Here is a 17,687-nt window from a genome sequence, read left to right as displayed (position 1 = left end):
GGTGGTCAGTAGCCGCGCGCGGTATCGACCAGGTTGGCCAGGGGCGCCTGCTCGCGGTAGCGGTGGAAGTTGGCGATGAAGGCGTCGAGGAAGGCCGGGTAACCGTCCTCGGAAATAGCCGAGGTGTGGGGTGACAGGAACACCCGTGGGTGGTGGTACAGCGCATGGCCCGCCGGCAGCGGCTCGGGCTCGGTGACATCGAGACTGGCGCGGGCGATCAGGCCGCTGTCCAGCGCGTCGAGCAGCGCCTCCTGATCGAGCAAGCCGCCCCGGGCGATGTTGATCAGGTGCAACCCGGGGCGGGCATGGGCCAGCACCTGGCGGTCGATCAGCCCGCGGGTGGCGGGGGTCAGCGGGGCGGCCAGCACCAGGTGGTCGCTGCCAGCGAACAGCTCACGCAGATCGGCGGCACGCTCCACGCCGGGAATCTCGGCGATGGGGTGGCCGGGGCGGCTCAGGGCCAGCACTCGCAGGCCGAGGGCCTGCGCCTTGCGCGCCAGGCTCTGGCCGATGCTGCCAAAGCCGAGAATGCCCAGGGTGCGGCCACGTACCGGGGCCAGTGGGGTCAGGCGCCAGTCGGCGTCCTTGACCCACAGCTCCGGCAGTTGCTTGGCGGCGGCGAACACCAGGGCCAGGGCGAACTCGGCCACGTGCTCGGCGTTGGCGCCCTTGCCGCTGGTGACCGGCGGGCCCTGGAACACCCAGTCGGGGTAGAAGTCGATGCCTGAGGACACCAGTTGTACCCACTTCAGGTTCCACGGCCAGCCCGGCGGCGGGGTGTCGACCCGCTGTCCGCGGATGTTCACCGGGCGCAGAATGAAAACATCGGCGGGTACATCGACGTGTAACTGGCCGAAGGGGATATCGATTACCTCATGGTCCACCAGTCGCTCGCGCAAGACTTGGTTGGCCTGGGTGTCCAACTGGCTGGCGATGATCGAACGGCTCATGCTGCGACCTCCGTCAGCGCGTTGCGGCCGACCTGGCCGAACACCACATCGTCCTGGGGCGTGTGAATGCGGCTGCACAGCACGTCGCGGTAATGCCGCTCCAGTGGGTTGCGCCGCGACAGCCCTGGGTTGCCGGCGGCTTCGATGGCCAGCTCGACGGCCTGGATGGCGTTGGCGCTGACCAGGTGCTTGATTTGCCCGGCATGACTTGGGGCGATGTGCCCGGCAGCGGCCGAATCGAGCAGGCTCTGATTGGCGAACAGCAGGGTGTCGATGCGCCCGAGCACGTCCTGGAAGCGCGGTAGGCTGGCCAGTGGCGCGCCGAGGTTGGACGGCGTGCGCTCGTTGAGAAAGCGCGCCAGCCAGTCCCGCGCGGCGCGGGCCACGCCGTCGTACACCGCCGGCAGCAGCACGGCCATCCACAGCAGCCCCTCGCCATCAAGTTCGGCGCGCGGTGCGCTGGCGGGACTGACACTGACGGCGTGGTCGAGGGGGATCAGGACGTCGTCGAAACGCACTTCGTGGCTGCACGTGGCGCGCATGCCCAGGTGGTCCCAGTCGTCGATGATGCGGATGCCGGGGGTATCGCGGTGGACCAGAAAACCACCGACCAGCGGGTCGCTGTCATCGCTGCGGCCCCACACCAGGTACCAGCTCAGGCCATGGCTGCCGGTTGAGTAGATCTTGCGCCCGCTCAGGCGCCAGCCTTCGGCGGTGCGCCTTGCCACGGTGGCCGGCAGCCCGCCACGGGCCGGGGTACCCAGCTCGGGCTCGACACGCAGGGCATTGATCAGGGCTCCGTGGCGCACGGCGTCGTCGGCCACGCGCTGGCGCAGGTGGGCGGGCCAGCGGGTGTCGTCTTGCAGGCGAAAGTGTTGCAGGTACTGCATCACCAGGATCAGCGCGGTGGCCGGGTCACCCTTGCCGACCGCGCCGATCACCCGGCGCGCGGTGGCCAGGTCCGCGCCGCCGCCGCCGAGGGCGCGGGGTACGGTGAGGCCCAGCAGGCCGTGGCGCTGGAGCAGGTCGAAGTTGTCTTTGGGGAACTGCGCGCTGCGATCGTAGCGCTCGGCGTTGGCCGCTAGGGCCTCGGTGAGTTCGGCCAGGGCGCTGTCGGAAGGGTGACTCATGGGGGTTCATCCCTGAATGACGGTGTGTGACTAAGACCGTATTCGTATGAATGAGCTCTGTAAAAGTCTTTTTTGTTCTATGCTAATTATCAGTTTATGGAATTTATATTTTTACTAATTATGCGTAATTTGCATTTAGAGGGGCGTGGCGGGCTTCCCCGCGATGGCGATGTCAGCGTTGTACCGCTATCGCGGGGCAAGGCGTCACGCTTTCACCCTAACAACCGATGTCCCGCCACCTCACCAAACAGCTCCACCGGCTCCTGCAAGTTCCCCAGATAGCGCGGATGGAACAGCCACAGATCCACCTGCGGCTTGAAGTCGCTCACATTCAGGACCTCCAGGGCATCGCGGTGCCGGCTGGCCATCAGCAAGGGCTCGGGCACCAACCCCAGGCCTTGTCCGTTGGCCACCAGCCCCAGTTGCAGCTCGGTGCCGAAGGTCTCCAGGTTGATCGACAGGCTCAGTCCCTGTTCGCTCAGCGCTCGCTGCAAGCCTGCGCGGAAACCGCAGCCATCGGGGTTGAGCACCCAGCCACGGGTGTAGCAGTCGCGCAACTTGTAGTTGCGTTTGCCGGCGCTGCCCTTGGCAGCCACCACCTTGAGCGGCATGCGCGCGATAGACTGGCTGGCGATGCCCTCGGGGAAGATCTTGCCCGGCGGGAACAGCGCGGCGGCGGCGTCCAGCTCGCCGTTTTCCATGCGCGCGATCAGGCTGCTGCCCCAGCCGCTGCTGACCTGGGTGCGCAGTTGCGGGTAGGCCTCGCGGATCTGCGCCAGAGCGTCGAGCAGCACCACATCGCCCAGGGTTTGCGGCACGCCCAGGCGCAGGGTGCCGGAGGGGGCGCCGTCGTTGGCCACCAACTCGCGCAGTGAATCGATCTCGCGCAGGATCGCCTTGCACTGCTCGTACACCCGCAGGCCCATGGGGGTTGGCTTGAGCGGCTTGGTGTTGCGGTCGAGCAGGGTCGCGCCGAGGTCTTCCTCGAAGTTCTGCACCCGGCGGGTGATGGCCGGTTGGGTGAGTTGCAGGGCCTCGGCGGCGAGGTTGGTCGACTGGCAACGAATGACCGCCACGAAGGCGTCCATGTCATCGATTTTCATGTTCGGTGCTCACGCAAGAGAACGGAAAAAATAAGGTATTAGCATAATCCTGGTTCTATGTAATGCCATATATTCTTGCAGGAGAGCACCCAGCCCCGCTGGGCTGCGCTATCGCGCAGAGAACTGATTTCGCCAGCGCGCCGCGTACCCTTGGGGAGCGGTTTTCGCCGCGAAGCAGACAACGCGGTGCATGGCACCGGCTACGCCGGTGTTCGCGGCTAAAGCCGCTTCCACAGGTTTTCTGTAAATTTGCATATTAGGTTATTCCTAAAATCACTTTTTGTAATTATGCACTTCTCGCTACAGTCGCAGCTCCCGGGCCGCAAGACGCCGCCCGCCACGACACCGAGGAGCGCCATGTCCATTCGTTCGAAGTTGCTGACCCTTGCCGTCGCTGCGCTGCTGGCCAGCCAGGCTGCCGCCAGCGAGCGCCTGACCCTGCGTATCGGCGACCAGAAAGGCAATATGCGCGCCCAACTGGAGGCCGCCGACGCCCTGCGCGATTTGCCCTATGACATTCACTGGGCTGAGTTTCCCGCCGCCGCACCGCTGGCCGAGGCGCTCAATGCCGGCGCCATCGACGCCGGCATCATCGGCGATGCGCCGCTGTTGTTCGTGCTGGCCTCGGGGGCGCCGGTCAAGGCCATCGCGGTGGACAAATCCGACCCCTATGGCACCGCGCTGCTGGTGCGCCCGGACGCTCAACTGCACAGCGCCGCCGACCTCAAGGGCAAGCGCATCGCCACCGGTCGCGGTTCGATCGGGCATCACCTGGCGCTCAAGGCGCTGGATCAGGTCGGCTTGAGCGAAAAGGACGTGGAGTTTCGCTTTCTTGGCCCGGTGGACGCCAAGATCGCCCTGGCCAACGGTTCGGTGGACGCCTGGTCGACCTGGGAGCCCTACACCGCGCTGGCCGAACTGAGCGGGCAGGGCAGGGTACTGGTGAACGGCCGCGGCCTGTCCAGCGGCAACAGCTTCCTCGCCGCCACCGACAAGGCCCTGGACGAACCTGCCCGACGCGCTGCGCTGCAGGACTACCTCAACCGTCTGGCCGGCGCCCAGGTGTGGGCCAACCAGCACCTGGACACCTACGCCAAGAACCTGGCCGCGATCATCGGCTTCCCCGAGGACGCCGCGCGCCTGCAATTCGAGCGACGCCAGTTGCGCTGGCAGGTGATTGACCCACGCACCGTGGCCGAACAACAGGAAACCGCCGACTTCTACCAGGCCCACGGCCTGATGAACCAACGCCTTGATGTGGCGCCGACCTTCGCCACCGGCTTTACCGTGCCGACCAACGCCAAGCTGGCCGCACAACCCTGACCCGGAGACCCGCCCAATGACCTTCAAACCCCTGCGCCGTGTGGCCCTGGTGCTGCTGGCCAGCGCCTTGCTGCCGAGCTTTGCCAGTGCCGAGCAGACCCTGCGCATCGGCTACCAGAAATCCTCGACCCTGCTGACCCTGCTCAAGGCCCGCGGCACCCTCGAACAACGCCTGCAAGCCGAGGGCATCCGCATTAGCTGGCACGAATTCCCCAGCGGCCTGCCGCTGCTGGAGGCACTGAACCTGGGTAATGTCGACCTGTCGGCGGACGTCGCAGATACCGTGCCGGTGTTCACCCAGGCCGCCGGCGCCAAGCTTACCTACTTTGCCCGGGAAACCCCTTCACCCACGGCCCAGGCGATCCTGGTGCCGGCAGACTCACCGCTCAAGACCCTGGCCGACCTCAAGGGCAAGCGCGTTGCGGTGACCAAGGCCGCAGGCAGCCACTACCTGCTGATCCAGGCCCTGGCCAAGGCCGGGCTGACCTTCAAGGACATCACCCCGGCCTACCTGATTCCCGCCGACGGCCGAGCCGCCTTCGAGAACCACAAGGTCGATGCCTGGGTGACCTGGGACCCGTACGTGGCCAGTGCCCAGCGCCAGCAGAACGCGCGTATCCTGGCCGATGGCAGCGAGCTGGCCAGCTACCAGCGGTACTACCTGGCCGGTAGCGACTATGCCAAGACCCATCCCGAGGTGCTGCAGCAGGTGTACCTGGCTCTGCGCGAGGCAGGTGCCTGGACCAAGGCCAATCCGGCGGAGGCTGCGCGTATTCTCGGCCCATTGTGGGGCAACCTGGACAGCGCCACGGTGCAGCAGGCCAACGCGCGGCGCAGTTATGACGTGCAGCCGGTAAAGCTGGACAACCTGGCTGAGCAGCAGCGTATCGCCGATGCGTTCTATCGCGAGGGGCTGCTGCCAAAGGCGGTGGATGCCAGCTCGGTGAGCCTTTATGAGCCGGCACAGGACTAGCCATTGTTCTTAGGTCAAGCGTCACCGAGCTGAAGACTGTGCGTGGAATTGTTGGGCAGCCTGCGCCTGTGGTCAGAAGTCGTAGGCGATTTTGCTGTACCAGAATCCGCCGCCAGGATGGAAAGGGGGGGATCCGTAGTTGTACTTGTAGGCAGCCTGGGTAATGCCGTTGTTGTCGGGGCGCACGTTGAACAGGTTGGTGCCGCCGATGCTGAGCGTCAGGCTGTCGAAAAACACGTAGGACAGGTCGAGGTCGGTGATCCACTTGGCGCCAAATGAACGGTCATTGGCCGCATTCTGTTGCCAGGTCTCGACCTTGCCGTAGCGGGTGGTTTGCAGGTTGGCGGCGAAGTTTCCAAGTGTCCAGTTCGCGCCCAGTATCCATTTGCTGCGCGGGGTGGCCGCCACCAGCAAACCCTCTGCGGCGTGACCAACGACACTGATGCCCGCATTCTGCAGTGCGGCCGGCGTACCGCGGCTGCCTTCGACGGTCGTCTTGTTGTAGTTGAAGGCCGCGCTCCAGCGCACATCGCCCCAGGCGCCGAACTGGCTGCTGTGATCGGCTACCAGGTCGATGCCACGCGTACGGGTATCGAAGGCGTTGGTGTAGTAACTGACCCAGGTATTGCGTGCCACGCCGACGGATTCGAGGATGTCGCCGATCGCGCCGTTGCCGTTGCTGCGGTCATACAGGTTTTCACTGAGCAGGATGCGGTCGTCGATGTCGATCACATAGGCGTCGGCGGTGAAGCTGGTACGCGCAGCTGGCTGCCAGGTGATACCAAGCCCTGCGTTACGCGATTTCTCTGGTTTCAGATCCGCTGCGCCCAAGGCTTGAGCTACCTGGCTGTCCGGCGTTGCGGTGTAACGCAGGGCGGGTACTGCGTTGCCATTGGCATCAGCCGCCGTACGGTTGTCCGTTACGGTGTAGCCGAGCTGGGTCAGAGAGGGCGCTCGGAAGCCGGAACCCAGGGTACCGCGGACGGCAACCTGGTCAGTAAGCGCGTAGCGGGAGTTCAGCTTGAAGCTGTAGGTGTTTTCCTTGATGTCATCATAATGTTCGGCGCGCCCGGCGAGGCCGATGTACCAACGTTGGGTGAGATCGAAGCCAAGATCCAGGTAGGCTGCAAAGTTGTTGCGTTTCAGATCGGCCTCGTCTTGCGGGCGGATGGCCAGCACGCCTTGGGCGCCCGTTGAAGGTTGGGCACCATTGGCGACATACAGCTGACTGCCCACCGGGAAGGTGTAGGGGCCGACGCTGTAGGCGCGTGGGTCATTCCCGGCAAATGTCCTGAAGCGCTCCCAGCGGTGCTCCAGTCCAACGGACACTTGGGTGGGGACGGACACACCGAAAAGCCCATCGAAGTGGCGCGTGATATCCAGGTTGTTGACCCACTGTTCGAACTGCAAGGTCGCCAGGTCATCCCACTTGGTCGGGGACTGGGGGCCATAGGTCGGGTTGGCAGTCAGGTCGCTGGCATGCTCGATCTTGTTCCGGCCATAGCTGGTGGACAGGTCCCAGTCCCACTCGGCCGCGTTGCCTTTACCCCCGAACAGGATCTGATAGTCGGTGTCCTTGAGGTTGTTCAAGGGGTAGTAGCCATCCGGAAACAGCTCCGGGATCGATGCCCCGCCGTTGGCCGCGCGCAACTGGTTGTTCGCTTCGGTCTTGCGCTCGCCATAGGTGGCATAGGAGTAGAGCTTGAGGTCGTCGGCCAATGGCAGCTCGGCATTGTAGGCCAGATTGAATGCTTTCAGATCCGGGTCGCCGTTCTTGGTGCTCACATGATCCCAGGCGGCTTGGCGATCATCCTCGAAAAACGCACGGACGCTGTCCGGTGACTTCCCGACCCACGTAGCGGTACCGCGTTTGCGGGCATCTGCAGACAGGTGCAGGAAGCCCCCGTCACCCAGCTCGAAACCATGATCGGCAGCGCTCTTGATGGTTTCACCCTGGCCCGAGAACAATTGACCGTAGCTGGCCTCGGCATGACCACCAGAAGCACTGCTCTTGAGGATGATATTGATGACCCCGGCTACTGCGTCCGAGCCGTATTGGGCTGCAGCGCTGTCCTTGAGCACCTCGATATGGTCGACGGCACTGATCGGGATCATGTCGATGTCGACAGCGTTGGCGCCACTGGTATCGATGCTGCCATTGGCGGGGGCAGCGCCGTTATGCCGACGTTTGCCGTTGACCAGTACCAGCGTGTAGGCCGGCCCAAGGCCGCGATTGCTGAGCGGGCGTACTTGCGAGTTGACCCCGGCGATGTTGGTGCCGAAGTTGAACGATGGCAGCAATTTCGATATGGCTTCCGACAGTTCCGCCCGACCGGTCTTGAGCAGTTGCTCGCTGTTGATGATGTCGATGGGCGCTGGGCTGTCGGCGACCGTACGTTGTTGCCCACGCAGGCCAGTGGAAATTACCGAGACGGTGTCGAGCCGAGTCTCCTCCTGCTCGGCTGCCTGCACTGAGAGTTGCGGCAGCGCCAGGCATGCGACGAGTGCTGTCAGCCCTGATCGCAGTGGAAAGGGCGGGCGTTGGTTCATGTTGAGCTTTCCTTGTGTTGGCAAGCGGCAATCATGGGCCGCGTTTTGTTAAGCCAGCACTGGCCCTTGGTGCGGGTACAGGATGCTTAGTCCCGATACAGTGGGACGTGTTGTATGGTGGGTGGGTTGGCCTGAGCGTGGGGGCGTTGGCATGCAGCGTTGGTCCCTCATCACGGGTGTAGGGGGGCAGATCGCTGCGCCGCTCGCTTTAGCGCCCCAGCGTGATGAGGTGGCCGTGTAAGACCGTATTCTTATATTTTTCCTCTGTAAAAGGCTTTTTCGTTCTAAGCTAATTATTACTACTACTGATTTATCGTTGTTTGAAATATGCAAAATTAGAATTTTAAACTTCTGGATGGCTAGCCTTCCATTGACCCGCACGATTCAGGGCTGCATCGATATGAATGTAACCCGGCTACGTTGACGGCGCATGGATGGGGACAGACAACAACAAATGGAGAGGTGCGTTATGAGTGGTGTTCTGATTGATGCAAGCCAGGCGACGTTGCTGGTTGTCGATGTGCAGGAAAAGCTGATAGGTGCCATGCATGAGGCCGAGCGCCTCACCGCACGGGTCGAGTGGCTGGTGGCTGCCTGCGCGCGGCTGGCCTTGCCGGTGGTGTTTTCCGAGCAGTATCCCAAGGGCCTCGGCCCGACCCTGGCACGGCTGAGGGAAGCCTGCGCTTCGGCGCCGGTGGTGGAGAAGCTGCATTTTTCGTGCGTACCCGCCGAATGCCTGCCGCAGGCGATGATGCAGCGTGAGCAGGTCATTCTCTGTGGCATCGAATGCCATGTGTGCGTGCTGCAGACCGCACTCGACCTGCTGGCCAGCGGCAAGCAGGTGTTCGTGGTCGCCGACGCCACGTCGAGCCGCACAGCGGAAAACCACCTCGCGGCGCTCCAGCGCATGGCGGCGGCTGGCGTTCAGGTCGTCACCCGCGAAATGGTCGTGTTCGAACTACTGCGCAGTGCAAGCCACGAACAGTTCCGTGAAATCAGCAAAGCCTTCCTGGCGGGCGAGCAGCCTTAGCTGACCCATGCAGGGTAGCCTGGGTAGTTGTGCTGGCGGCAATCAGAAGCCTTCCAGCACAATCTTGCCGCGCGCTTTTCCACTTTCGATCATGGCGTGGGCGCGCTTGAGGTGCTCGGCGTTGATCGTACCGTAGTGCTCGCCGAGGGTGGTTTTGAGCACACCACTGTCGACCAGTTGCGCAACGCGATCGAGCAGTTGGTGCTGCTTGATCATGTCTTCGGTCTTGTACAAAGAACGCGTGAACATGAGTTCCCAGTGCAGCGACAGTGACTTGCGCTTGAGCGGCATGACATCCAGCTGCGCCGGGTCGTCGATCAACGCAAGCTTGCCTTGTGGGCGAAGCACTTCTACCAGTTGCGGCAGGTAGGTGTCGGTGTGGGTAAGGCTGATCACGTAATCGACCGGGCCCAGCTTGAGCGCCTCCAGCTGAAGCGGGAGCGACTCGGCGTGATCGATCACATGATGGGCGCCCAGTGCCTTTACCCACGCCTGGGTTTCGGGCCTTGACGCTGTGCCGATGACGGTCAGTCGAGTGAGTTTGCTGGCAAGCTGGACCAGGATGGAGCCAACCCCGCCACCGGCACCGACCACCAGAAGGCGCTGGCCTTCGCCACCGTTTTCTTCAACGCCCAGGCGGTCGAACAGCAGCTCCCAGGCGGTAATGGAAGTGAGGGGCAGGGCGGCGGCACTGGCATTGTCCAGGCTGCGAGGCTTGTGCCCGACGATGCGTTCATCCACCACATGCAGCTCGCTGTAGCTACCCGGGCGGTCAATGGCGCCGGCGTAGAAAACTTCATCGCCCGGACGGAACAATGTGACCTCAGGCCCGACCTCGCGGACAACGCCGACAGCGTCCCAGCCCAGCACCTGTGGCTGGTCACCGCCGCGGCTTGCACGGATTTTAGTATCAACCGGGTTGACGGCAATGGCCCTGACTTCGACAAGCAGGTCCCGGGCACCGGGTTTGGGGGTGGGCAGTTCCGCGTCGTACAGCGATTGTGGGGCGTGGATCGGCAAACCGGGTTGGGTGTAAACGACGGCCTTCATTGGCGCTACCTCCAGGGTGGTCGAAAAGTGCATTCAGGCTATGCGATTCGATTTGCTCAAAAAACAGCCTGAATGCAGTAAGACTTTCTCGTTTTCAATGAAAATGAACGGTGCGGCTTGGGCTCATCTTGATCACTAGGCCCTGTAGCGGGGCGCGAGCTGGTTGCTGGACAGTTGGCCGAACAAGGCCTGGCGGCTGGCTTCGTAATGCTCGAACGCTTGCAGGTCGTGTACCGAAGGCAGGGAGATCAGCACACCCTTGTCGAAGTCCTGCAGGGCGCCGTCCACCAGGTCCTCGGCCGACATCACGATGGCAGGGTCGAGGTTTTCGAGCGGCAAGCCACCTGTCTGCCAGAGGTCAGTCGCCGTGGCCCCGGGCAGGACAGCCTGGACCTGGACGCCTTTGCCGGCCAGTTCCTTGTCAAGCGCCTGGGTGAACGCGGTGACATAGGCCTTGCTGCCGCCGTAGACGCCGTTAAGCAGTTCCGGTGCCAGGCTGACGATGGACGAAATGTTGATGACCGCGCCTTGTTTGCGCGCCACGAAGCCAGGCACAGCCGCGTAGGTGAGGCGGGTGAGGGCGGTCACGTTGAGGCTGATCATTTCGGCCATGCGCTCGACGTCACTTTCCAGCAGGCCGGTATGGGTACCGATACCCGCGTTGTTCACCAGCAGGCTGATGCTGGCGTCTTCGCGCAGTTTGCGTTCGACCTTGGCGAGGTCGGCTGCGTTGGCCAGGTCGGCCGGGAACACTTCCACGTTCTGGCGGGTTTCGCTGGTTAGCCGGGCGGCCAGTGCGTTAAGGCGTTCGCGGTTGCGTGCTACCAGCACCAGGTCATAGCCACGTCGGGCCAGATGGTCTGCGTAGATCGAGCCGATGCCGGTGGAGGCGCCGGTGATGAGCGCGGTGCCTTTGAATTGCTGCGTCATGGTGATGCTCCTGTGTTTGGGTGTGGAGCCATCATGCAAAATGTATTTTGTGACTTAAATGACGTATATGATACGTTTTCAGGACATCGCAAAGAGGGCTTCAATCATGCACCGGGTTGGCTACCTGATACCCGAAGGCTTCCAGGTCATGTCCCTGGCAACACAAACCGTATTCGAATTCGCCAATATCGTGGCGGGCGAAGCGGTTTACAGGATCGAGAATTTTTCCATCGGGGGTGGCACGGTGCGTTCTTCCCTGGGGATGCATATCGACACGTTGCCATTGAGCGCACCGGGCCTGGCCGACACCTGGATGGTCGCCGGTACGCTGACCCCGCTCACGCCCCCCAGTGAAGAGGTACTCGCCAGCGTGCGTGGATTCGTCGACGGTGCGCGCCGCACTGCAGGCCTTTGTACCGGCTGCTTCATGCTGGCGCAGGCCGGTGTGCTGGATGGCCGGCGCGCCACCACCCACTGGGCTTATGCAAACAAGCTGCGCGAGTTGCACCCGAAGATCGACGTCGAGGAAGACCGGATTTTCATTGTCGATGGGCCGGTATGGACGTCCGCCGGCATGACCGCCGCCCTGGACATGGCGCTGGGCATGGTCGAAAAAGACCTGGGCACCGAGCTGGCAAGGTCGGTGGCGCACAAGATGGTCATGCACCAACGCCGCTCTGGTGGGCAATCCCAGCATTCCGAACTGTTATCGCTTTCGCCCAAGTCGGACCGTATCCAGAGCGCGCTGGATTACGCCCGCAAACACCTCAGCCGCCCGCTAAGTGTGGAGGAACTTGCCGATGTGGTGCACCTGAGCCCGAGGCAATTCACCCGTGTATTCACCGCTGAGACCGGTGAGTCACCCGCCAAGGCCGTTGAGCGCCTGCGGCTGGAGGCAGCCCGTTTGATGATAGAGCAGAGCCGGCATAGCCTGGATGTTGTAGCCAGGGAGACCGGGTTCAGGGACCGCCGGCACCTGCGAGAAGTGTTCATGCGTGGGTTTGGTGTGCCTCCACAGGCTGTGCGCAGGGATGCCAGGAGGTTAGTGTCCATTTGATAGTGGGCGCTAGGGTGGCGGGGTGTTAACACCCTGATGCCGCAAGATAAAAATAGGTGCGTGCCTCACTTGCGGGCCGCCAGGACTCGGCGCACCCGCAGGAGGTGACTGGCAGGCTAACCGGCGTTCAAAGGCTTGGCGTTAGCGGCCTTTCTCATGCTTATGGCTCCCCACAACAGCCCGACTGTTGCTGCAATGAGCGAGCCGGTAAGGATGCCGAGCTTGGCTGCACCCAGTGAACCTGGGTCAACAAAGGCGAGGTTGGCGATAAAGATCGACATGGTGAAACCGATGCCTGCCAGCAAGCCGATCAAGGTAATGCCACGCCAGGTGACACCCTTGGGCAGTGCACACCAACCCAGGCGAACCATCAGCCAGCTGATACCGACGATGCCCAGGGGTTTGCCCAGGACAAGTGCCAGGGTGACAGCGAGCATGACGTGGTATGGCCCTTCGGAGGACAGGTCGACCCCAGACAGCCCGACCCCGGCATTGGCCAGCGCGAACAGGGGCATTATCACGAAGGCGACCCAGGGGTGCAGTGCACTCTGTACCCGCACCACAGGCGGTACCAAGTCACGCTGGGCAAGCCGCAGGCGTTTCAGCGGGTCGATCAGGCTGCTGCTGTCTTGCTCTGGCGCTTTTGCACTGCCGAGCAAATCGTTGGAGAACCGCTTGACGGCGTCCACAGGGCGCTCACCCATGGGGGCTGAGCGCACGGGTGTCATGAGCCCAAGTACCACACCCGCCAGTGTGGGGTGGGCGCCGGTCATCAGCACGCCGAGCCAGGTAATGGCGCCCGGAATAACGTACGCATAGGCCGAACCAACGCCGATCTTCTGCAACCCGACAACCAGCAGGATGCCAATGATGGCAACGCCAAAGCCGGTGTAGTCCAGGCCCCCGGAATAGAAAATGGCAATGATCAGCACCGCGATGATGTCGTCGATGATCGCAAGTGCCAGCAAGAAGATACGCACGTTGGACGGGATCGATTTACCGAGCAAGGCGAGCACGCCAACCGCGAAGGCGATGTCGGTGGCCGTGGGGACAGCCCAGCCGTTCTGTTCTTGCGGGGCATGCGCGAACGCCAGGTAAATCAGGGCGGGTACAACCACGCCGCCAACGGCTGCCGCCATGGGCAAGGTGGCCTGGCGCAGGCTCGCCAGCGCGCCTTCGTGAATTTCGCGACGGATCTCCATGCCGACCACCAGGAAGAAGATGGTCATGAGGCCGTCATTGATCCAGAAGTGCAGGGATTGCGAGAAGACCATCGACCCCACACCGAACGTTAGCGATGTGTGCCAGAGCGTATCGTAGCTATCCGCGAGGGAAGAGTTTGCCCAGGCGAGTGCAGCCAGGGCGGCTATGAGCAGTACGACACCACTCACGGCCTCGACATGCAGGTAGCGTTCAAGCGTGGCGAACGCGCGACGGGCCAGTTGTTGGGCGAGGGGAATTCGAATTTTTTGCATAGGCACAAGCAACCCCGCAAGGCGGCCCGACCTGCGCTGTTCTTTAACCTGCGTCGCTGCCTCATGCAGCTAGCACCCGGGGGGAGTCTATCATCCAAAACGCGGTTTTGCGGTGATAGATTGTGACGCTCCTTTTCCGCAGCTCAGGATCAGGTGGCGTGCGCCATGGAAAACGGCGGAAGAACAACTGTCACTCAACCCCGCGCTAACTGAAGCAGAAGCAAAGGTTAACGCTTGCCAGGGTTGTCAGGCCAAAAAGAGCGGGGCTGGCACCGACCTCGGCCCACGCCCTTCAGAGCAGAATGTAGTCGCTGAACTGTCGGACACCCGCATGCTCGCCCTTGACCAGATGCACATAGCGGCCTGCCACCAAGTCGACCGGCAGGCAATCGTCGACATCCAGCACAGCGTCGATATGTGGCTTGAGCCAATCTTCTGCCATGCGTTGCTTGCCCAGGCGCTTGGCCTCGGCCTTGTCGACAGCCGCCACCAGCAGGTACCGGTGAGCTTCGCCGAAGACCTGCCGTTCATAACCGCCCAGGTTCAGGAAAAACAAGCGCATGGCGCCGGGGCCGGGGGCTACTTGGCTCAGTTCGACACGGTAGCCATCGACCCCGCCGACTTCCAGCCAGGAGTCGATGTGCAGGCCTTGTGCGCTGCCGAACCAGGCTTCGCGCAATTGGGGATGGAGCTGTTCCAGGGTGTCGGCCTGGGCGAAGACCACATCGTGGACTTCGATACGGGCTCGAGGGTGGCGACCGCCGAGCATGACGATGTAGAGCATGAGTAATCCTTTGGGGCAGCATCAAGCGCTGTAGTGTGAACACCCTAGCGCTGTTCGCCAAGCGCACAATCCGTCGGCACGGCGCCGTTCAGCACGCGTCATAGCAGCCAAGGAAAGGCAGCGCCTGGCAGGCCGGGATCCTTCAGGATCGATGCACTGCTGGCAATGTCCGGCGCCAGCCAACGGTCCTGGGCATAGGCCGGCACCCGTTCGCGCAACAACCGCCAGGCTACGTGGGTCCCTGCGCCAAAGCGCTGCTCCTTGAGGAACTCGAATGCCTGGGCCGCCAACAGGTATTCGATGGCAAGGATCTGTGTACAGTTTTCCAGGGCGCGGTGCAGCTTCAAGCCGGCGTTGGTGCCCATGCTCAGGTGATCCTCCTGCAGACCAGAGGTGACGTAGTTGTCGACGACTGCCGGTTGTGCGAGCTGACGGTTTTCTGCACACAGTGAAGCAGCCACGTACTGGACAATCATCATGCCCGAGTTCACACCCGGTTGGCTGACCAGGAAAGCCGGCAAGCCGCTGACCAACGGGTTGATCAGGCGATCGAGTCGGCGCTCGGCAATCGCCCCGATTTCGGCCACCGCGATGGCCAGCAAGTCGGCCGCCATGGCCACCGACTGGCCGTGCGGATTCGCCTGGGACACCACCCGATATGACTCGGGTGTACCGAGCAACATGGGGTTGTCGGTCGTGGAGTTGAGTTCGGTTTCGATCTGCCGCGCAGCGTGATCCAGCTGATCGCGCGCGGCGCCATGAACCTGCGGAATCGAGCGAATGCTCAAGGCGTCCTGGGTGCGAATGCCATGGCTATTGGCAATGATTTCGCTGCCGTCGAGCAGGCGACGCAGGTTACTCCCCACGCGCTGCATGCCGGGGTGCGGTTTCATCGCGATGATTTCGGGGTCGAAGGCGTCGAGTTGACCCCGCAGGGCCTCGAAGCTCATGGCGCCGATAACGTCCGCCCATTGGCTCAGGCGCGTGGCGTCGTCCAAAGACAGGCAGCTCAGGCCCGTCATGCAAGGGGTACCGTTGACCAGGCACAGGCCATCCTTGGCGCCCAGTTTGACCGGCGCCAGGCCGACGTCGGCCAAGGCTTGCCGGGCCGGCACGATCTGGCCGCGATAACCGACCTGGCCGACGCCCAGCAAGCTGATGCTGATATGTGCCATGTGGGTCAGATACCCCACAGACCCCTGTTTCGGAACCTGCGGGGTGATGTGCTGGTTAAGCAAGGTCAGCAGCGCCTCGACCACCGTGCGCTGAAGGCCGGAACGGCCCTGGCAGAAATTGATGATCGCTGCGCACATGATCGCGCGGGTCTGTTCGTCTGACAGCGCTGTGCCCACGCCACAGGCATGGCTGAGCAAGGTGTTGTGCGACAGCTGGCTGAGTTGTTCGTCCTGCAACGAGACATTGCACAAGGCGCCAAGCCCGGTGTTGACGCCATAGGCGCGTTCACCGCTGGACACGATGCGCCGGACAATCGCCTGGGCGTTGTCGATCCGCGCCCAGGCCGATGGAGCCAGCTCAAGCTTCGCCCCGTGTCGGGCCACTGCCACCACGTCCTGCCAGCGAACTGGCGCGTCGGCGATGATGATCTTTTCGGCAAGTGACATACACGCGATTCCTTAAAGCGAAGCTACACGGCGCTGCACGAAACGGTCTACGTATTCGTCCGCAGGCTGGTAGAGGATTTCTTTCGGCGTGCCGACCTGGATCAGGCGACCGTCCTTGAGAATGGCAATCCGGTTGCCGATACGCACCGCCTCGTCCAGGTCGTGCGTGATGAAGACGATGGTCTTGTGCAGGGTCTTTTGCAGTTCCAGCAACTGGTCTTGCATCTCGGCGCGAATGAGCGGGTCAAGGGCACTGAAGGCTTCGTCCATCAGGATGATGTCGGTGTCGGCGGCCAACGCACGGGCCAGGCCGACGCGCTGACGCATGCCGCCTGATAACTGGTGCGGGTACGATTTTTCGTAACCCTTCAGGCCCACGGTGTTGATCCAGTGCAGGGCACGGTCGGTGCACATGGCCTTGCTCTCGCCACGGACTTTCAGCCCGTAAGCGACGTTGTCCAGCACAGTGCGGTGCGGCAACAGGCCGAAGCTCTGGAACACCATGCTGATCTTGTGCCGGCGGAATTCGCGCAGGGCTTGCAGGTCGTATTGCAGAATGTCTTCGCCATCAACCAGGATCTCACCGCTGGTCGGGTCGATCAGACGGTTGAAGTGACGCACCAGGGTTGACTTGCCCGAGCCCGACAGCCCCATGATCACGAAGATTTCACCGCTGCCGATGGACAACGACAGATCGTTGACCCCGACCACGCAGCCGGTTTCGGCCAGGACCTGATCTTTGGTTTTTTTCTGGCGGATCAGTTGCAGGGCATCTTCGGCGCGGGCACCGAATACCTTGAAGACATTTTTGACTTCGATCTTGTTCATAGTCTGCTTGGCGCTCATTTGCCCACCCCATGCCGTGGCCGGCCATAGGCCTGGGTAATGCGGTCGATCACAACCGCCAGAATCACAATGGCCAGGCCCGCTTCAAGGCCGCGGCCCACGTTCAGGGTCTGGATGCCGACCAGGACGTCTTCACCCAGGCCACGGGCACCGATCATCGACGCGATGACCACCATCGACAGGGCCATCATGGTGGTCTGGTTGATACCGGCCATGATGCTCGGCAACGCCAGTGGCAGCTGCACGCCGAACAGTTGTTGCATGCGATTGGCACCGAATGCATTGATCGCCTCCATGACCTCGCCATCCACCTGGCGAATGCCCAGGTCGGTCAGGCGAATCAGCGGCGGGGCGGCATAGATGACGGTGGCAAAGATCGCCGGCACCTTGCCCAGGCCGAACAGCATCAATACCGGAATCAGGTACACGAAGCTGGGCATGGTTTGCATGATGTCGAGCAGCGGCATCAACACCGCCCGCAGGCGATCGTTGCGCGCCGACAGGATACCCAGCGGAATGCCGACCAGGACCGATATCAGCGTTGCCACCAGCATCAGCGCCAGGGTCTGCATCAGCTTGTCCCAGAGCCCGACCGCACCGACCAGAAAGAGCAAGCCGACGATCACGGCAGTGGGCACGACCTTGCGGGTGGCGTGCCAGGCAATACCGGCGACGATGGCCAGCATCAACCACCAAGGGGTTGCGCGCAGCAGGCCCTCGAGGTTGACGATGGCCCACAGCAGGGTGTCGGAAATGTGCCGGAACACCTCACCGTAGTTGGTTACAAGCGCATCGACCCAGCCATTGACCCAGTCGGCAATGGAAAACGTGAAGTTTTTGGGAAACATGGAATTCTCTCGAGCA

15 protein-coding genes are annotated in these 17,687 nt (G+C 62.6%); 4 read left to right on the top strand and 11 right to left on the bottom strand.

Annotated features, from left to right (window positions below):
• Positions 1-5: 5 nt before the first annotated feature.
• The 3 genes from FHW75_RS05745 to FHW75_RS05735 all read right to left on the bottom strand — a co-directional run bounded on the left by FHW75_RS05745 (position 6) and on the right by FHW75_RS05735 (position 3,183).
• Complete coding sequence (locus FHW75_RS05745) at positions 6-950, bottom strand: D-isomer specific 2-hydroxyacid dehydrogenase family protein (protein ID WP_025753143.1); 945 nt, start codon at positions 948-950, stop codon at positions 6-8.
• On the bottom strand, positions 947-2,080 hold the full coding sequence (locus FHW75_RS05740) for an acyl-CoA dehydrogenase family protein (RefSeq protein ID WP_027609014.1): 1,134 nt from the start codon (positions 2,078-2,080) through the stop codon (positions 947-949). Before FHW75_RS05740 ends, FHW75_RS05745 begins: the two co-directional genes overlap by 4 nt.
• 212 nt (positions 2,081-2,292) lie before the next feature.
• A complete protein-coding gene (locus tag FHW75_RS05735; protein WP_019097126.1) occupies positions 2,293-3,183 on the bottom strand; it encodes a LysR family transcriptional regulator in 891 nt (296 codons plus the stop codon).
• A 357-nt stretch (positions 3,184-3,540) separates the two neighbouring features.
• Between FHW75_RS05735 and FHW75_RS05730 the strand changes: the two genes are divergently transcribed.
• Both FHW75_RS05730 and FHW75_RS05725 read left to right on the top strand, forming a co-directional pair.
• On the top strand, positions 3,541-4,506 hold the full coding sequence (locus FHW75_RS05730) for an ABC transporter substrate-binding protein (RefSeq protein WP_033693177.1): 966 nt from the start codon (positions 3,541-3,543) through the stop codon (positions 4,504-4,506).
• Positions 4,507-4,522: 16 nt separating this feature from the next.
• The gene (locus FHW75_RS05725; RefSeq protein ID WP_025753138.1) at positions 4,523-5,479 is read left to right on the top strand and encodes an aliphatic sulfonate ABC transporter substrate-binding protein; all 957 of its coding nucleotides are present in this window, start codon (positions 4,523-4,525) and stop codon (positions 5,477-5,479) included.
• A gap of 72 nt (positions 5,480-5,551) precedes the next feature.
• Here FHW75_RS05725 and FHW75_RS05720 read toward each other — a convergent pair whose 3' ends face one another.
• Entirely contained in the window at positions 5,552-8,029 is a 2,478-nt protein-coding gene (locus tag FHW75_RS05720) for a TonB-dependent siderophore receptor (RefSeq protein ID WP_019096434.1), read from the bottom strand.
• A 469-nt stretch (positions 8,030-8,498) separates the two neighbouring features.
• Between FHW75_RS05720 and FHW75_RS05715 the strand changes: the two genes are divergently transcribed.
• Positions 8,499-9,059 (top strand): hydrolase, encoded by a 561-nt coding sequence (locus FHW75_RS05715; RefSeq protein ID WP_019096433.1) that lies wholly within the window; start codon positions 8,499-8,501, stop codon positions 9,057-9,059.
• Positions 9,060-9,101: 42 nt separating this feature from the next.
• On the opposite strand, the gene FHW75_RS05710 is transcribed toward FHW75_RS05715, so the two are convergent.
• Both FHW75_RS05710 and FHW75_RS05705 read right to left on the bottom strand, forming a co-directional pair.
• Positions 9,102-10,109: a zinc-binding alcohol dehydrogenase family protein gene (locus tag FHW75_RS05710; RefSeq protein ID WP_019096432.1), complete on the bottom strand. Its 1,008-nt coding sequence runs from the start codon at positions 10,107-10,109 to the stop codon at positions 9,102-9,104.
• A gap of 135 nt (positions 10,110-10,244) precedes the next feature.
• Positions 10,245-11,039, bottom strand: a complete 795-nt coding sequence (locus FHW75_RS05705) for an SDR family oxidoreductase (protein ID WP_016714249.1) — start codon at positions 11,037-11,039, stop codon at positions 10,245-10,247.
• 106 nt (positions 11,040-11,145) lie between these two features.
• Here FHW75_RS05705 and FHW75_RS05700 point away from each other — a divergent pair, with 106 nt between their 5' ends.
• A complete protein-coding gene (locus FHW75_RS05700) occupies positions 11,146-12,096 on the top strand; it encodes a GlxA family transcriptional regulator (RefSeq protein WP_019096431.1) in 951 nt (316 codons plus the stop codon).
• A 116-nt stretch (positions 12,097-12,212) separates the two neighbouring features.
• Here FHW75_RS05700 and nhaA read toward each other — a convergent pair whose 3' ends face one another.
• From nhaA to FHW75_RS05675, 5 genes are all read right to left on the bottom strand, one after another.
• Positions 12,213-13,571: a Na+/H+ antiporter NhaA gene (gene nhaA, locus FHW75_RS05695; RefSeq protein WP_027609008.1), complete on the bottom strand. Its 1,359-nt coding sequence runs from the start codon at positions 13,569-13,571 to the stop codon at positions 12,213-12,215.
• Between the two features lie 292 nt (positions 13,572-13,863).
• Positions 13,864-14,355 (bottom strand): DUF1543 domain-containing protein, encoded by a 492-nt coding sequence (locus tag FHW75_RS05690; protein ID WP_016714246.1) that lies wholly within the window; start codon positions 14,353-14,355, stop codon positions 13,864-13,866.
• Between the two features lie 98 nt (positions 14,356-14,453).
• Positions 14,454-15,977 (bottom strand): histidine ammonia-lyase, encoded by a 1,524-nt coding sequence (hutH, locus tag FHW75_RS05685; protein ID WP_019096429.1) that lies wholly within the window; start codon positions 15,975-15,977, stop codon positions 14,454-14,456.
• A 12-nt stretch (positions 15,978-15,989) separates the two neighbouring features.
• A complete protein-coding gene (locus tag FHW75_RS05680; RefSeq protein WP_081717244.1) occupies positions 15,990-16,823 on the bottom strand; it encodes a glycine betaine/L-proline ABC transporter ATP-binding protein in 834 nt (277 codons plus the stop codon).
• Positions 16,820-17,671 (bottom strand): proline/glycine betaine ABC transporter permease, encoded by an 852-nt coding sequence (locus tag FHW75_RS05675; protein ID WP_019096428.1) that lies wholly within the window; start codon positions 17,669-17,671, stop codon positions 16,820-16,822. Before FHW75_RS05675 ends, FHW75_RS05680 begins: the two co-directional genes overlap by 4 nt.
• Between the last annotated feature and the right edge of the window lie 16 nt (positions 17,672-17,687).

It is taken from the genome of Pseudomonas sp. OG7, assembly GCF_014192825.1.
GTDB lineage: Bacteria > Pseudomonadota > Gammaproteobacteria > Pseudomonadales > Pseudomonadaceae > Aquipseudomonas > Aquipseudomonas monteilii.
Note: the sequence above shows the minus strand (reverse complement) of the source record. Positions and strands in the feature narration are given on the sequence as shown.

What these genes read in the sequence shown, in the direction of transcription:
- FHW75_RS05730 (WP_033693177.1), top strand. Translation starts at nt 3,541, where the DNA reads ATGTCCATTCGTTCGAAGTTGCTGACCCTTGCCGTCGCTGCGCTGCTG.
- nhaA (WP_027609008.1), bottom strand. Translation starts at nt 13,571, where the DNA reads ATGCAAAAAATTCGAATTCCCCTCGCCCAACAACTGGCCCGTCGCGCG.
- FHW75_RS05715 (WP_019096433.1), top strand. Translation starts at nt 8,499, where the DNA reads ATGAGTGGTGTTCTGATTGATGCAAGCCAGGCGACGTTGCTGGTTGTC.
- FHW75_RS05705 (WP_016714249.1), bottom strand. Translation starts at nt 11,039, where the DNA reads ATGACGCAGCAATTCAAAGGCACCGCGCTCATCACCGGCGCCTCCACC.
- FHW75_RS05720 (WP_019096434.1), bottom strand. Translation starts at nt 8,029, where the DNA reads ATGAACCAACGCCCGCCCTTTCCACTGCGATCAGGGCTGACAGCACTC.
- FHW75_RS05690 (WP_016714246.1), bottom strand. Translation starts at nt 14,355, where the DNA reads ATGCTCTACATCGTCATGCTCGGCGGTCGCCACCCTCGAGCCCGTATC.
- FHW75_RS05680 (WP_081717244.1), bottom strand. Translation starts at nt 16,823, where the DNA reads ATGAGCGCCAAGCAGACTATGAACAAGATCGAAGTCAAAAATGTCTTC.
- FHW75_RS05710 (WP_019096432.1), bottom strand. Translation starts at nt 10,109, where the DNA reads ATGAAGGCCGTCGTTTACACCCAACCCGGTTTGCCGATCCACGCCCCA.
- FHW75_RS05700 (WP_019096431.1), top strand. Translation starts at nt 11,146, where the DNA reads ATGCACCGGGTTGGCTACCTGATACCCGAAGGCTTCCAGGTCATGTCC.
- FHW75_RS05735 (WP_019097126.1), bottom strand. Translation starts at nt 3,183, where the DNA reads ATGAAAATCGATGACATGGACGCCTTCGTGGCGGTCATTCGTTGCCAG.
- hutH (WP_019096429.1), bottom strand. Translation starts at nt 15,977, where the DNA reads ATGTCACTTGCCGAAAAGATCATCATCGCCGACGCGCCAGTTCGCTGG.
- FHW75_RS05745 (WP_025753143.1), bottom strand. Translation starts at nt 950, where the DNA reads ATGAGCCGTTCGATCATCGCCAGCCAGTTGGACACCCAGGCCAACCAA.
- FHW75_RS05740 (WP_027609014.1), bottom strand. Translation starts at nt 2,080, where the DNA reads ATGAGTCACCCTTCCGACAGCGCCCTGGCCGAACTCACCGAGGCCCTA.
- FHW75_RS05725 (WP_025753138.1), top strand. Translation starts at nt 4,523, where the DNA reads ATGACCTTCAAACCCCTGCGCCGTGTGGCCCTGGTGCTGCTGGCCAGC.
- FHW75_RS05675 (WP_019096428.1), bottom strand. Translation starts at nt 17,671, where the DNA reads ATGTTTCCCAAAAACTTCACGTTTTCCATTGCCGACTGGGTCAATGGC.